Here is a 14,667-nt window from a genome sequence, read left to right as displayed (position 1 = left end):
AGAAATGAAAAGCCCCGCTCTATGGCGGGGCTTTCAGTTTCAAGTTTTGCTCTAGCGGATTGCCTGGTCATTGGCATCGAACCGATGCATGTGGCCCGTGTCCGGCGTCGCATAGACGATCTCATCCGGCTCGTACTTGTGCTCCCCGAAGAGCCGCGCCGTGATCAGGCCGCACTGCTCGGATTCGAGATAGATGATCGTGTCCGCGCCAAGATGTTCGACGTGGACGACCTTCGCCCGCCATGTGCCCTGCTCGCGTGAAAGGGTGAGATGCTCCGGGCGTACGCCGACGGTCTTTGCGCCCGCGTCTCCAACCTTGTCACCCGGAATGAAATTCATCATTGGCGAACCGATGAAGCCTGCAACGAAAGTGTTTGCTGGACGGTTGTAGAGCTCCATTGGCGAGCCGACCTGCTCGACCGCACCAGCATTCAGCACCACGATCTTGTCTGCAAGCGTCATCGCCTCGACCTGGTCGTGGGTGACGTAGATCATCGTTGCCTTGAGGCTGCGGTGCAGCCGCGCGATCTCAAGACGCGTCTGAACACGCAAGGCAGCATCGAGGTTCGACAGCGGCTCGTCGAAAAGGAAAAGCGCCGGCTCACGCACGATCGCGCGGCCAATGGCGACACGCTGGCGCTGACCACCGGAAAGCTCAGCCGGTCGCCGAGCGAGATAGGGCTCCAGCGAGAGCATCGAGGATGCCTTGTTGACCCGCTTGTCGATCTCGTCCTTCGGCGTGCCGGCCTGCTTGAGACCGAGGCCCATGTTGTCCTTGACCGTCAGGTGCGGATAGAGCGCGTAGGATTGGAACACCATCGCGATGCCGCGTTTGGCGGGTGGCGTCAGTGTTTCTTCCTTGCCATTGATGAAGACAGCGCCTGAGGTCACGTCCTCCAGTCCGGCAATGCTGCGCAAAAGGGTTGACTTGCCGCAGCCCGAAGGTCCTACGAAAATGACGAACTCGCCGTCCTTGACCTCCAGGTCGATGCCCTTCAGCACCTCGTGCGTGCCGTAGGTCTTGCGGATGGATTTGAGTTGAAGCGATCCCACTAGTCGTATTCCTTACAGTTTGACCGGCTCTTGGAGCTTGACGGCTTGGCCGGTACGCACGCTTTCGTCGGCGGCGAGGCAGATGCGCAGCGAAGCGACGGCGTCTGCCATGTGGCGGTTGAGGTCGATGTCCTCGCGAATGGCTTTCAGCATGAAGGCCTGCTCGCGGTCGCAGAGTTCCTGATGGCCTGGCTCGCCGGCCATCGTCATATCCTGGTCGGGTCGGATGAACTTGCCGTCAGGTCCCGTCTCTGCGGTGTGCAGGCGGATGACCGAGGTCTTGGTGTGAGCGTCGATATCGTCGGACTTGGCGTTCGGGTCCATGACGATCGAGACCGATCCCTTCGGCGACATGATATCCTTCACGAAGAAAGCCGTTTCCGAAATCATCGGCCCCCAGCCGGCCTCGTACCAGCCGACGGAGCCATCCTCGAACAGCACCTGAAGCTGGCCGTAGTTATACATTCCAGGTGCGATTTCGTCGGAGAGCCTGAGCCCCATGCCTCGCACCTCCACCGGCTTGGCATCGGTAATCTGGCACATGACATCGACATAGTGCACGCCGCAATCGACGATGGGCGACGTCGTCTGCATGAGTGACTTATGCGTCTCCCAGGTCGGACCGCTGGACTGCTGGTTGAGATTCATGCGGAAGACATAAGGGCCACCGAGCTTGCGGGCCTCTTCGATCAATCGCATCCAGGATGGGTGGTGGCGAAGGATATAGCCGATGACAAGCTTCCGGCCAGCCTTCTTTGCCGCCGCGACGACGCGCTCCGCATCGGCGACTGTTGTCGCGAGCGGCTTTTCGACGAAGACATCGCAACCTGCCTCGAAGGCAGCGACCGCGTAGTCGGCGTGCGTATCCGAATAGGTGCACACTGCACAGAGATCCGGCTTCAGCTCGGCAAGCGCCGCCTGGAAGTCCGAGTAGATCTCGTAGCCCTGCAATTCCTCCGGCAGCTTTGGCTTCGATCGGTTGACCAGCCCGACAATCTCGAAACCGGGATTGTTGTGATAGGCCAGCGCATGGCTGCGTCCCATATTGCCGAGGCCGGCGACGAGAACGCGGATTGGCTTGGTCGTCGCACTCACTTGACCGCTCCGGAGGTGATGCCGCGGATCAGCTGCCGCGAGAAGATGACATAGAGGACGAGGATCGGCAGGATCGCCAGCGACAGCGCGGCAAGCACCGCGTTCCAGTTGGTCACGAACTGCCCGATGAAGATCTGCGATCCGAGCGTGACGGTCTTCGTTGCTTCGGACGGCGCCAGGATCAGCGGGAACCAGAGATCGTTCCAGATCGGGATCATCGTGAAGACGGCCACGGTCGCCATTGCCGGGCGCACCAGCGGCAGCACCAACCGGAAGAAGATCGAATATTCCGAGAGCCCGTCGATACGGCCTGCATTCTTCAGGTCATCGGAGACGGTCCGCATGAATTCCGACAGGATGAAGATCGCCAGCGGAATACCCTGCGCCGTATAAACGAGGATCAGCGCCGTCAGCGTGTTGACGAGGCCGGCTGCCACCATCCCCTGCAGGATGGCGACCGTGCCGAGACGGATCGGGATCATGATGCCAATCGCCATGTAGAGGCCGGTGAGCGTGTTGCCCTTGAACTTGTATTCAGAGAGCGCGAAGGCGGCCATCGCACCGAACAGCAGCACGAAAAAGATCGAAACAACAGTGACGATGAAGCTGTTCTGGAAATAGGTGGCAAAGTCGCCCTGCCCCAGCACCGTCTGGTACCCCACAAGGCTGAAGGTCGAAGGCGTCGGCACCTGCATCGGCGAACGGAAGATCGCGTTGCGGTCCTTGAACGAGTTGATGATCGTCAGGAACACCGGAAAGATGGCAACCAGCGTATAACCGATGAGCGCCAGGTGGACGAGGCCGGTGCGGATGGGGGATGTGCGTGCTCTATTGGACATGGCACACTCCTCAGAACTGATACCGGCGCATGCGCCGCTGGATGGCGAAAAGGTAGAACGAAACGCCGGCGAGGATGATCAGGAACATCACCGTCGCGATCGTCGCCCCCATCGAGCGGTCACCGAGCTGCAGCTGGAAACCGAAGAAGGTGCGATAGAGCAGCGTACCAAGGATGTCGGTCGACATATCAGGCCCGGCAAGCGCACCTTGCACTGTATAAACCAGGTCGAAGGCGTTGAAATTTCCTACGAATGTCAGGATCGAGATGATGCCGATCGCAGGCAGGATAAGCGGCAGCTTGATCTTCCAGAACTGCGCCCAGCCGGTGATGCCATCGCATTCGGCCGCTTCGATCACCTCTTCCGGGATACTCAGCAGTGCTGCGTAGATCAGCATCATCGGAATGCCGATGTACTGCCAGTTGGAGATCAGCGATACGGCAATCAGCGCCGGTCCGGACTGCCCGAGCCATGGAGCGAAGAGCGACTTCATGCCAACGAGGCTCATCAGCCACGGCGCCACGCCCCAGATCGGTGACAGGATGAGCTTCCAGATGAAGCCGACGATCACGAAGGAAAGCAGGGTCGGCAGGAACATCGCCGTGCGGTAGAACGCCACAAAGCGAAGCCGCGGCGTCGACAGCAGCGCCGCCAGCGCGATGCCAATCGGGTTCTGCACGCACATGTGAATGAGGAAGAAGATGAAGTTGTTGACCAGCGCGTTCCAGAAGTCGTGTGCCCAGCGCGCATCGCCAAACAGGACCTTGTAGTTCGCGAGGCCGACAAAGGCAGGCGCGCCATCGACCGTGTTGTAGAACGAAAGCCTCAGCGTTTCGATCAGCGGCAGGATCATGATCGCCGAGTAGACGACGAATGCCGGGAAAAGAAAGACGCCGATGTGCCAGCGCACGGGGCGCTTGATGGGGACGACATCGACAGCGGATTCGGCTTCGCTCATGGCTTTTGCCTGTTCTTCTTGGCTGCACCTGTGGCGCAGCGCGTCTGACACAGCGGGCAGAACACCCTTCCCTCTAATCGTCTCCCCGTCGCTTCGGATTTCGAAGACGGCGGGGAGAGGAAAAGCGGATACGAAATTGGCTTGGAGCCGGAGAGAGGGACGGCTGACGCCGCCCCTCAGCTTTCATTACTTGCCTGGCTTGTACCAGCCATCGAGGCCCTTCTGGAGCTTCTCGGCAGCAGCCTGCGGTGTATCGGTGCCGTTGATGACGTTCGCCGATTCAACCCAGGTCTCGTTTTCGAGGTTCGGCGTGCCGCGCGACAGGATCTGATAGGTCGAGCGGACGGTCGACTTGTACGGGCCGCGCCAGGAAACGAATTCCTGAGCCAGCGGATCGCTCATCTTGACCGGGTTGGAGTTCAGGCTGAAGAAGCCTGGCAGCGAGTTCGCGTAGATGTCGGCGAATTCGCTGGAAGCGACCCACGAGAGGAACTTCTTGGCTTCCTCGGCATGCGCGCTCTTGGCGTTCAGCGCAACGCCGATATCCGGATGGTCGGAGATGTAGCCCTGGTCGCCAGCCTTCGGAACCGGCGGCGGGAAGGCACCCATCTTGAACTGCGCCTGGCTGTTGAACAGCGCGATTTCCCAGGAACCGGCCGGGTAGATTGCGGCGCGGCCGAGCGTGAAGAGGTTCTGGCTATCCGAATAGGTCTGAGCTTCGAAGCCATCGCCGAGGTAGGGCTTCCACTTGGCAAGCTCTTCGTACGGCTTGACCCAATCGGCATCCGTCAGCTTCTGCTTGCCTGAAATCAGGGCTTCGCGGCCTTCTTCACCCTTCCAGTAGTTGGGACCGATGTTCTGGTAGCCCATGGTTGCGGCTTCCCAGAGATCCTTCGTGCCCATGGCGAGCGGAATATACGTGCCATCTGCCTTGATCTTCTCGAGAGCGGCAAAGAACTCGTCTTCCGTCTTCGGAACTGCGATGCCGAGCTTATCGAAGGCATCCTTGTTGTAGATGAAGCCATGGATGACCGACGCCATCGGCACACAGAAGGTGGACTTGCTGTCGTCAGTCGACCAGGCAGCCTTGGCAACCGGCGTGAAGTTCTCCATGCCCGGCAAGCTGGTGAGATCGGCGAGCTGCTTCTTGTTGAACAGTTCGAGCGATGCGTCGAACGGACGGCAGGTGATGATGTCGCCTGCGGAGCCGGCATCGAGCTTGGCGTTCAGCGAAGCGTTGTACTCGGTCGGCGCGGTCGGCGAGAAGACGATCTTGATGCCGGGATTCTTGGCTTCGAACGCCGGGATGATCTTTTCCTGCCAGATCTGCAGGTCATCGTTGCGCCAGCTTTCGACAGTCAGCGTCACGTCGGCGGCGTGAGCAAAGCCGACGGATGTCAGCAGGCTCGAGGCCAGCAGGAAGCCTTTCAGTGCAGTGTGGTTCATTTCCCTCTCCTGTTTTGAGCGCCATGAGGCGCCTTTCTTGACCTGAAACGAGCGGCTGCATGCACGAGGTGACACGCAGCGCCCTCTTGAGGGCCGTCAAAAACTGCCGGCCCGAAAGCTCAACCGGCACGACAGGGCAAACACCCGTCGACCAGACAGCGTACCCGAACAAGAAACCGATCCGGCACAGCCATGAAAGGGAAAACTGATGGCGAGAACGGCTTGAGGGCGACAAAGCCGCCACAGCCGAATCTGCATTTCATCAAGTAGCCCGGCTTATCTCTATCCTGCCGGCTCATTGCTACCAGATGCGCTGTTCCCTTTGAGTGAATTAAGGCCAAAAAAATACCAATTGTCCAGCCAATTTTAACATTTGGACGACAGAAATGCCGCATTAAAAATTTTATTATTAAAAATCAAATAGATAAAAAGATGAAATTTCAGGGAGCTTTGGACTTGGTAAATGGTATTTTTTTGGTATTGTATGAAAAACAAGGGGAATGGCGGACTTTGGTGGCCCTATGACAGAATTCACGATCGGCATCGACGGCGGCGGCTCCAGCTGCCGCGCCGCAGTCACGGATGCAACGGGACGCATCCTGGGCCGCGGCACGGCCGGCCCGTCGAACATCCTCTCAGACCTCGACAACTCGCTGCTGAATATCGTTGCGTCCGCCAAGAACGCATTGAGCGACGCCGGCCTCTCCCCCGAAACCGTTTCCAGTGTCGCTGCCGTCATTGGCGTCGCCGGCGCGAATGTGGGTGATTATGCCGAGCGCATCGAGCGCGCCCTTCCCTTCGCCAGACGCCGCGTTGTCACCGATGCAACGACAGCCCTGCAAGGAGCTCTCGGCGATTCCGACGGCGTGATCGGCGCCTTCGGTACCGGTTCCGTCTACAATGCGCGTCGCCACGGAAAGCTCTATGGCATTGGCGGTTGGGGCTTCGTTGTCGGCGACCAGGCAAGCGGCGCCCGCCTCGGCCGCGACCTTTTGGAGCAGTCTCTGCTTGCCCATGATGGTGTGCGTCCCTCCTCGCCGGTCACCCAAACTGTCATGGCCGAGTATGGAGACGATCCGGAGCGCGTGGTCGAGTTCGCCCATGTATCCCGTCCGAATGACTTCGCCCGCTATGCGCCCGTCGTTTTCGAGGCTGCCGCCAAGGGCGATCTGGTTGCAACGGCGATTGTGCAAAACGCAGCGGCATCGATCGGCGAGAGCCTTGATGCCTTGCTCTGGCCGGAGTGCGAGGCAATCTGCCTGCTGGGCGGGCTCGCGAAGGCTTATCGCCCGTGGCTTGCAGAACGTCACGTCGCGTTGCTGCGCGAGCCGAAAGGTGACGTCCTGCAGGGCGCTATCGATCTCGCAGTGAAGTTTCTGCGCGAGGAAGGAACAGGCGCGGCATGACCGACGATTTTGCAAGCCTCCTTTCTCCCGAACGCCTTCAAGCTGGCGGCACTGGTCCGCTCTACGTCAAACTGCGCCGCACGCTGGAAGATGCCATTCGCACGGGCACCCTCAGCCACGGCGATGCCCTGCCGCCCGAACGGGACATCGCGGAATTTGCGACGGTCAGCCGGGTGACTGTGCGCAAGGCAATCGATGAGCTTGTTGCTGACGGCCTGCTGGTTCGCCGCCATGGCTCTGGCACTTTCGTGACGAAGCCGGTGTCGAAGGTCGAGCAGCGTCTCTCGCAGCTCACCTCCTTTACCGAGGATATGGCGCGTCGAGGCATGACCTCGCGCTCCGAATGGCTGCACAAGGGCATTCATACGCCCTCGCCGGATGAAATGATGATCCTCGGCCTCGCAACGGATGTCAGGGTCTCGCGCCTCAGCCGCCTGCGCATCGCCGACGACCAGCCGCTGGCAATCGAAAACGCCAGCGTCTCCGGTGAATTCCTACCGGACCCTTTCGTTGTGACGACATCGCTCTATGAGGAATTGGAGCGCCGTCAGGTACGCCCTGTTCGCGCGGTGCAAAGAATCTCCGCGACAAATATGAAGGAGGCAGACGCCCACCTTCTCGGCGTCCCCGTTGGTGCCGCAGGATTGTCGATCGAACGCATTTCCTATCTGGGCTCGGGGCGCGCAGTTGAATTCACCCGCTCCCTCTACCGAGGGGATGCCTATGATTTTGTCGCCGAACTGACGATCGGTGCACCGTGATACCTGGTCGCATTGATGAGATGGCCAAGCGCGTCTATTCAAGGACCCCATGACAGCTCGCATCACAATCCTCGACACGATCTCTGATCCCGGAAATCCCGCAAAGCCGAATGACGACAGCTTCGGTTACAACGAGGCCTGCGCCTTCGTCATCGACGGCGCGACCGGCCTCGGCGACCGGCAGTACATGGATGAAGCAGGCAGCGACGCCGCCTGGATCGCCCAGCATTTCGCCCGCGGCTTTCAAGATCAGATCACGTCTGAGACCAGCGTCTCTGAGGTTGCACGCAATCTGTCGCAAACAGCGCGCGCAGCGTTCCTGAGCCGCCACGAGAATGTCCCGCGCTACGCGTGGCCACTGACCGCCTTCGCGATGCTGCATCAGACACGCGACGGGCTTCACTTCGTCGGGCTCGGCGACTCCTGCCTCTTTCTTCTGCAGGAAGACGGCGCAGCCACCATGCACATGGCAATCCCCGGCGCCTATGAATACGAACAGAACCAGGCGCGAAAGCACATTGCCCGCACCGGCGGCATCACAAAGGACGGCGGCGCGCTTGGCAACTCCGAAACGCTCGCCTTGTTGCGCCAACACCGCGAGCGGCAGAACACGCCGGAAAGCGGCGTCTGGACCCTCGGCCTCGTGCCGGAGGCAGCCGACCATCTGGTTTCCGAACGGCTTGATATCAGGGGCAAGGCGTACGCTATCGTCTGCAGCGACGGCTTCTCGGACCTAGCGGTTCTCTACGCGACCTACGATTCGGCGGGCCTAGTACGCACCGCACGCGAGAAGGGTCTTCGGCCCATGCTCGATGAACTCAGGCGCTTCGAGCGCGAGATCGATCCGGAGGGTCTGCGCTATCCGCGCTACAAGCAGAGCGACGACACCACCGCCCTGCTTGTGGAACTGACGCCCGGCTCTTGAGGCAATTTCCGATTCGAATTCAGCGCGTTGCGACGACAAGCTGAATCAATCTATGCAGATCTTGAATCAGATACTGAAGACGTGGCCGATCAGGCTAGGAGGGCGAGAGGCCTATCAGCGTCATACCGGCCTCGCGCCGGCATCCAGCGCGGTCAAGTCCTTGATCGCGAAAGACCCTATGCCGCCCAGGCGCGCGACGGCTGGATTCCGGCACAAGGCCGGAACGACGGAGATGCAGGGGGTCAGACAACAGGAGGTTTGTCGGCGGTCTGGACGCAGCCGGTCAGGCCGCGTCCTCGATATCCTCATCGCGCTTGCGCGGCACGTAGTTGAGAACCGGGCCAAGCCAACGCTCGACTTCGGCAACGTCCATGCCCTTGCGGTTCGCGTAATCCTCGACCTGATCCCGCTCCACCTTGGCAACGCCAAAGTAGTAGGAATCGGGGTGGCCGATGTAGATCCCTGACACGGAAGAACCCGGCCACATTGCGTAGCTCTCGGTGAGCGTCACGCCTGCCGCCTTCTCCGCATCGAGCAGGCCGAACAATGTCTTCTTCTCGGTATGATCGGGCTGCGCCGGATAACCGGGCGCTGGGCGGATACCGGCATATTCCTCGCTGACGAGCTGCTCGTTGCTGAGATGCTCGTCTGCGGCGTAGCCCCAGTATTCGCGACGAACCTGTTCATGCATGCGCTCGGCAAAGGCTTCCGCGAAGCGATCGGCCAGCGCCTTCACGAGGATCGACGAATAATCGTCGTTGGCGCGTTCGAAGCGTTCAGCAATCGCGACTTCCTCGATACCGGCCGTGACGACGAAGCCGCCGACATAGTCCTGGACGCCGCTCTCGACAGGTGCGACGAAGTCCGACAGCGCAACGTTCGGCCGACCGTCACGCTTCGACAACTGCTGGCGCAGCGTGAAGAAGGTGGCAAGTTCGTCTTTGCGGCTGTCGTCCGTGAACAGGCGGATATCGTCGCCAACCGCGTTCGCCGGCCAGAAGCCGATGACGGCGCGCGGGTGGAACCACTTCTCGTCGATGATCTTCTTGAGCATCGCCTGCGCATCAGCCCAGAGCGCACGAGCCGCCTCACCCTGCTTCTCATCCTCGAGAATGGCCGGGAACCGGCCACGCAACTCCCAGGTCTGGAAGAACGGCGTCCAGTCGATGTACTTGGCGATATCAGCCAGATCGTAGCCGTCAAACACCTTGGTACCGAGGAAGCTCGGCTTGGTCGGCTTGTAGGCTGCCCAATCGACCTGCTGCGCATTCTCGCGAGCGCGGGCAAGCGGCAGGCGCACCTTCTCGGCCTCGCTGCGCGCATGTGCCGCCGCCACCTTGGCGTATTCCGCGCGGATGTCGGCCACATAGCCGTCGCGCGCTTCCGGCGAAAGCAGTGACGAGACGACACCGACTGCGCGGCTGGCATCCGTCACATAGACCGCCTGGCCCTTTTCGTAGCCCGGATGGATCTTGACCGCCGTGTGGACACGGCTCGTCGTCGCTCCACCGATCAGCAACGGCAGGTCCAGCCCCTGACGCTCCATTTCAGCAGCCACATGCACCATCTCGTCGAGCGACGGCGTGATCAGGCCGGAAAGACCGATGATATCAACCTTCTCGGCAACAGCCGTCTCAAGGATCTTCGTCGCCGGCACCATGACGCCGAGGTCGATGATCTCGTAGTTGTTGCAGGCGAGCACGACGCCGACGATGTTCTTGCCGATATCGTGGACGTCGCCCTTGACGGTCGCCATGAGGATCTTGCCGGCAGCCTTGCGCTCGTCGCCGCCGTTCTGGCGCTTCTCTTCCTCCATGTACGGAAGGAGCACGGCAACCGCCTGCTTCATCACGCGGGCGGACTTGACGACCTGCGGCAGGAACATCTTGCCCGAGCCGAACAGATCGCCGACCACGTTCATGCCGGCCATCAGCGGGCCTTCGATGACGTGCAGCGGCCGCTCGGCCTGCTGGCGGGCTTCCTCGGTGTCGGCGTCGATATACTCGGTAATACCGTTGACCAGCGCATGCTCGAGACGCTTCTCGACCGACCATTCGCGCCAGGAGAGATCCTGCACGCGTCCCTCGCGCGCAGCCCCGCCACGGAATTTCTCGGCCACTTCGAGCAGCCGCTCGGTCGCGTCAGTGCGGCGGTTCAGCACCACGTCCTCGCAGGCCTCGCGCAGTTCCGCATCGATCTGGTCATAGACGGCAAGCTGGCCGGCATTGACAATACCCATGTCCATGCCCGCCTGGATGGCGTGGTAAAGGAACACGGCGTGCATCGCCTCGCGCACCGGCTCGTTGCCGCGGAACGAGAAGGAAAGGTTCGAGACGCCGCCCGAGATATGCACCAGCGGCATCGTCTTGCGGATTGTCCGCGTCGCTTCGATAAAGTCGACACCATAGTTGTTGTGTTCTTCAATACCTGTCGCGACCGCAAAGACGTTCGGATCGAAGATGATGTCCTCGGGCGGGAAACCCGCTTTCTCGGTGAGCAGCTTGTAGGCGCGCGTGCAGATCTCGACCTTTCGCTCGTAGCTATCCGCCTGCCCCGTCTCATCGAAGGCCATGACGACGACAGCCGCGCCATAGGCATGCAGCAGCTTCGCCTGCGCCAGGAAGTTCTCTTCGCCTTCCTTGAGCGAGATCGAGTTGACGATCGGCTTGCCCTGGACCCGCTTCAGGCCGGACTCGATGATCGAGAACTTCGAACTATCGATCATCACGGGTACGCGCGCGATATCCGGCTCGGCAGCGATCAGGTTCAGGAACTCGACCATCGCCTTTTCGGAATCGATCAGGCCCTCGTCCATGTTGATGTCGATGATCTGCGCGCCGTTTTCCACCTGGTCGCGCGCCACGTCCAGTGCCGCCGTGTAATCGGCATTGGTGATCAGCTTGCGGAACTTGGCCGAGCCGGTGACGTTGGTGCGCTCACCGACGTTGACGAAGGGAATGTCCTTGGTCAGCTCGAAAGGCTCAAGGCCCGACAGCGACATGAACGGCCGATGCTCAGGGATCGGGCGCGGCTTGTACTTGGCCACGACCTCGGCGATCGCCTTGATGTGTTCGGGCGTCGAGCCGCAGCAGCCGCCAACGATATTGACGAGACCCTCGCGGGCAAACTCGTCGATCTGCGCGGCCATCAGTTCCGGCGTCTCGTCATACTGGCCGAACTCGTTCGGCAGGCCGGCATTCGGGTAGGCGCAGATGAAGGTATCGGCAACGCCCGACAGCTCCTGCAGGTGCGGACGCATGGCGTTGGCGCCGAGCGCGCAGTTTAGGCCGATCGTGAACGGGTTGGCGTGACGCACCGAATTCCAGAAAGCGGTCGGCGTCTGGCCGGAAAGGGTGCGGCCGGAAAGATCGGTGATCGTGCCGGAGATCATGACCGGCAGGCGGATGCCCTTCGCCTCGAAGCGCTCTTCGCAGGCAAAGATCGCAGCCTTTGCGTTCAGCGTATCGAAGATCGTCTCGATGAGGATGATATCGGCGCCGCCATCGATCAGGCCGTCGATCTGCTCGGCATAAGCGATGCGCAGGTCATCGAAGGTGACGGCGCGGAAGCCCGGATTATTGACGTCGGGGGAGATCGACGCCGTGCGGTTCGTCGGGCCGATGGCACCGGCCACGAAGCGGCGACGGCCATCCTCGCGCTCGGCGCGGATGCAAGCGCGGCGGACGATCTCGGCGCCTTCCTTGTTCAGCGCGTAGACCTCGCCTTCCATCGCGTAGTCGGCCTGAGCGATCCGCGTCGAGGAGAAGGTGTTGGTCTCTAGAATATCGGCCCCGGCCTTGGCGTATTTATAATGAATCTCTTCGATCGCATCCGGCTGCGTCAGGATCAGGAGGTCGTTGTTGCCCTTCTGATGGCAGGCGCAACCGATGAACCGGTCGCCGCGGAAATGATCTTCGTCATAACCCAACCCCTGGATCTGCGTGCCCATGGCGCCGTCAAGAACGAGGATGCGTTCGCTGGCCGCTTTCTTGAGCGCAGCAAACACTTCACTACCGTCGCGCTTTGCCCCTTCGGAACCAAACAGAGTATCAAACACGGGCGGACTCCTTGACGTCGTTGCAGACCAGATGGTCAAATCACATAAAGATATCTTTATGTCAATATATGCCTGTCATGTGGCGCCTTTGCGGCGCTTGGCAGATGACAGACTCGGGCGGCCCCTATATAGGCGGTTGCGAAGGCTTTGTGCACGAAATCGGAGGAGTATCATGGCACCTGCAATCGGCGACGCCGCGCTCGGAAACTGGACCACCCGCGCCTACCACCGCAACTGGCTGCTTGCGCAGGCAAACGGGCTCTTCGATTTCTTCCAGCACAACTCCATCAATCCGAAGGGCGGCTTTTTCGATCTCGACGACGCTGGCAAGCCACTCGATGCCGCCGGCCAGGTCCGTCCGATCCATATCGCGTCGCGCGCCGTCCACTGCTTTGCGATCGGCACCCTGCTCGGTCGCCCCGGCGCCTCCGACGTCGTCGATCACGGCATGCGGTACATCTGGAACCATCACCGCGACACCAGGAACGGTGGCTATTTCTGGTCGCTCGATGACAACGGCCCCGTCGACACCAACAAGCAGGGCTACGGCCACGCTTTCGTCCTGCTTGCGGCATCTGCGGCGAAGACAGTCGGCCATCCGCTGGCCGACGGCATGCTTGCCGATATTACCGAGGTCCTGAACACCAAGTTCTGGGAAGCCAAGCACGGCGCAATTGCCGAGGAGTTCACTGCCGACTGGCAGCCGCTCGACGGCGGCAACTACCGCGGCCAGAACTCCAACATGCACCTGACCGAAGCGCTGATGGCTGCCTTCGAGGCAACCGGTGACCGCGACTATTTGGCCGAGGCCGAAAGCATTGCCGACCTCGTTATCCGTCGCGCAGCCGGCTCCGTCGGCTGGCGCGTCGCCGAGCACTTCAGCACAGATTGGGGTGTCGACAAGGACTACTATCATCCGAACGAAATGTTCCGCCCGGCCGGCACCACCCCCGGCCATTGGCTGGAATGGGCGCGCCTCGTCCTGCAACTCTGGGCCCTCGGCGGCAAGAAACATGACTGGATGCCGGATGCCGCCAAGGGCCTGTTCTCGCAGTCGATCGCCCTCGGCTGGGACGACGACAAGGGCGGCTTCTTCTATACGCTCGACTGGGAAGACAAGCCGGCCAAGCGCAACAAGCTGTGGTGGCCGGCGTGCGAAGGCGCTGCGGCCGCACACTTCCTCAATGAGCACCTGCCGAGCGACTATCACGAGGAACATTACCGCAGGATCTGGAACGTGATCGAACGCGCCTTCATCGACCACAAGAATGGCGGTTGGCACGAGGAGCTTACGGAAAATCTGGTGCCGTCACACAGCCTGTTCCCCGGCAAGGGCGACATCTATCACGCCCTGCAGGCCTGCCTGATCCCCCTTTTCCCGGCAACCGGCAGCCTGACCAAGGTCATCGCCGAAGCGGGCGGCAAGATCTGATCCAACGAGGGTGCGGCGCCTGATGGCGCCGCTTCTTCCGATTTCCGTCGCGACCTCACGAAGAGGGTATCTGCGGATCCTGCACCATATAGAACTCGGCAACCGGCGTGACGTCGGCAATGAAGAAGCCGAACTTGGCACGATCGAGGGGATCAACGTGGCCGCTTTCAAAGCGTAGCCGATCAAAGCTCTCGAAGCGGCTTTCGAAACGAACGAACCTGTCGGACGAAATGAAGTCCGGATTCGGGTTGGCCTGCCCGAAAGACAGGCCATCATTGAAGTCGCTTGGTTTGCCACGAATCTCCTGAAGTTCGAAGTCGCACCCGATCCACGCCAATCCGCTGGTGTTGCGAGCAACGACGCGCACATGGAAAGCTCCCTGAAGGAGCGAGTGGAGTTCAGGTGATCTTTTGGCCCTGATTACCAGAGTGACGGGGTCGGTCGAGTCAAGCTGCTCGGTGATTTCGATCGGATCTTCCCTCGTACCCGCCCCGGTCACCGACAGGATACGGAAGCCGCCAAGCTCATCGGAGAAAGAGTAGTCGCCGGCATACCAGCGCCCGTCATCAGCCGGACCGGCACTGATGAGTGACAGTGACAGCAGCGCCGCCAGAATTCGCAAGTGACGCATCATCGATCTCGTCCCTTCAGGACGAGTATCGCAGCAACGCGACGAATTTCATAGCCGGCGCAAC

General features: G+C 60.8%; 11 protein-coding genes. 4 read left to right on the top strand and 7 right to left on the bottom strand.

Translation table 11 applies throughout. From position 1 onward, the window contains the following. Positions 1-51 precede the first annotated feature (51 nt). The 5 genes from JNB88_RS17570 to JNB88_RS17550 form a co-directional block, all read right to left on the bottom strand. Positions 52-1,053, bottom strand: a complete 1,002-nt coding sequence (locus tag JNB88_RS17570) for an ATP-binding cassette domain-containing protein (protein WP_037133049.1) — start codon at positions 1,051-1,053, stop codon at positions 52-54. A 12-nt stretch (positions 1,054-1,065) separates the two neighbouring features. After that, positions 1,066-2,148, bottom strand: a complete 1,083-nt coding sequence (locus tag JNB88_RS17565; RefSeq protein ID WP_220356547.1) for a Gfo/Idh/MocA family protein — start codon at positions 2,146-2,148, stop codon at positions 1,066-1,068. Continuing rightward, positions 2,145-2,987 (bottom strand): carbohydrate ABC transporter permease, encoded by an 843-nt coding sequence (locus JNB88_RS17560; RefSeq protein ID WP_016554567.1) that lies wholly within the window; start codon positions 2,985-2,987, stop codon positions 2,145-2,147. The genes JNB88_RS17565 and JNB88_RS17560 overlap by 4 nt, the downstream gene beginning before the upstream one ends. 10 nt (positions 2,988-2,997) lie before the next feature. Then, entirely contained in the window at positions 2,998-3,945 is a 948-nt protein-coding gene (locus tag JNB88_RS17555; RefSeq protein ID WP_220356546.1) for a carbohydrate ABC transporter permease, read from the bottom strand. 186 nt (positions 3,946-4,131) lie between these two features. Then, positions 4,132-5,391 carry an ABC transporter substrate-binding protein gene (locus JNB88_RS17550; protein ID WP_220356545.1) on the bottom strand — a complete coding sequence of 420 codons (1,260 nt, stop codon included), beginning with the start codon at positions 5,389-5,391 and terminating at the stop codon, positions 4,132-4,134. A gap of 521 nt (positions 5,392-5,912) precedes the next feature. On the opposite strand from JNB88_RS17550, the gene JNB88_RS17545 reads away from it, so the two are divergent. From JNB88_RS17545 to JNB88_RS17535, 3 genes are read left to right on the top strand one after another with little or no spacing between them, the layout of a single operon-like run. Beyond that, positions 5,913-6,797 (top strand): glucosamine kinase nucleotide-binding domain-containing protein, encoded by an 885-nt coding sequence (locus tag JNB88_RS17545; protein ID WP_220356544.1) that lies wholly within the window; start codon positions 5,913-5,915, stop codon positions 6,795-6,797. Next, positions 6,794-7,558 (top strand): GntR family transcriptional regulator, encoded by a 765-nt coding sequence (locus JNB88_RS17540; protein ID WP_037133039.1) that lies wholly within the window; start codon positions 6,794-6,796, stop codon positions 7,556-7,558. Before JNB88_RS17545 ends, JNB88_RS17540 begins: the two co-directional genes overlap by 4 nt. Before the next feature lie 49 nt (positions 7,559-7,607). Continuing rightward, entirely contained in the window at positions 7,608-8,483 is an 876-nt protein-coding gene (locus JNB88_RS17535; RefSeq protein ID WP_220356543.1) for a PP2C family serine/threonine-protein phosphatase, read from the top strand. 283 nt (positions 8,484-8,766) lie between these two features. Here the strand turns inward: JNB88_RS17535 and metH are convergent, their stop codons facing one another. After that, positions 8,767-12,540: a methionine synthase gene (gene metH / locus JNB88_RS17530; protein WP_220356542.1), complete on the bottom strand. Its 3,774-nt coding sequence runs from the start codon at positions 12,538-12,540 to the stop codon at positions 8,767-8,769. A gap of 172 nt (positions 12,541-12,712) precedes the next feature. Between metH and JNB88_RS17525 the strand changes: the two genes are divergently transcribed. Further along, a complete protein-coding gene (locus tag JNB88_RS17525; RefSeq protein ID WP_220356541.1) occupies positions 12,713-13,972 on the top strand; it encodes an AGE family epimerase/isomerase in 1,260 nt (419 codons plus the stop codon). A 55-nt stretch (positions 13,973-14,027) separates the two neighbouring features. Here JNB88_RS17525 and JNB88_RS17520 read toward each other — a convergent pair whose 3' ends face one another. Then, positions 14,028-14,606 (bottom strand): hypothetical protein, encoded by a 579-nt coding sequence (locus JNB88_RS17520; protein WP_220356540.1) that lies wholly within the window; start codon positions 14,604-14,606, stop codon positions 14,028-14,030. Positions 14,607-14,667 lie beyond the last annotated feature (61 nt).

Source organism: Rhizobium cauense (assembly GCF_019511525.1).
In the GTDB taxonomy this organism is placed as follows: Bacteria; Pseudomonadota; Alphaproteobacteria; order Rhizobiales; family Rhizobiaceae; genus Rhizobium; species Rhizobium cauense.
Note: the sequence above shows the minus strand (reverse complement) of the source record. Positions and strands in the feature narration are given on the sequence as shown.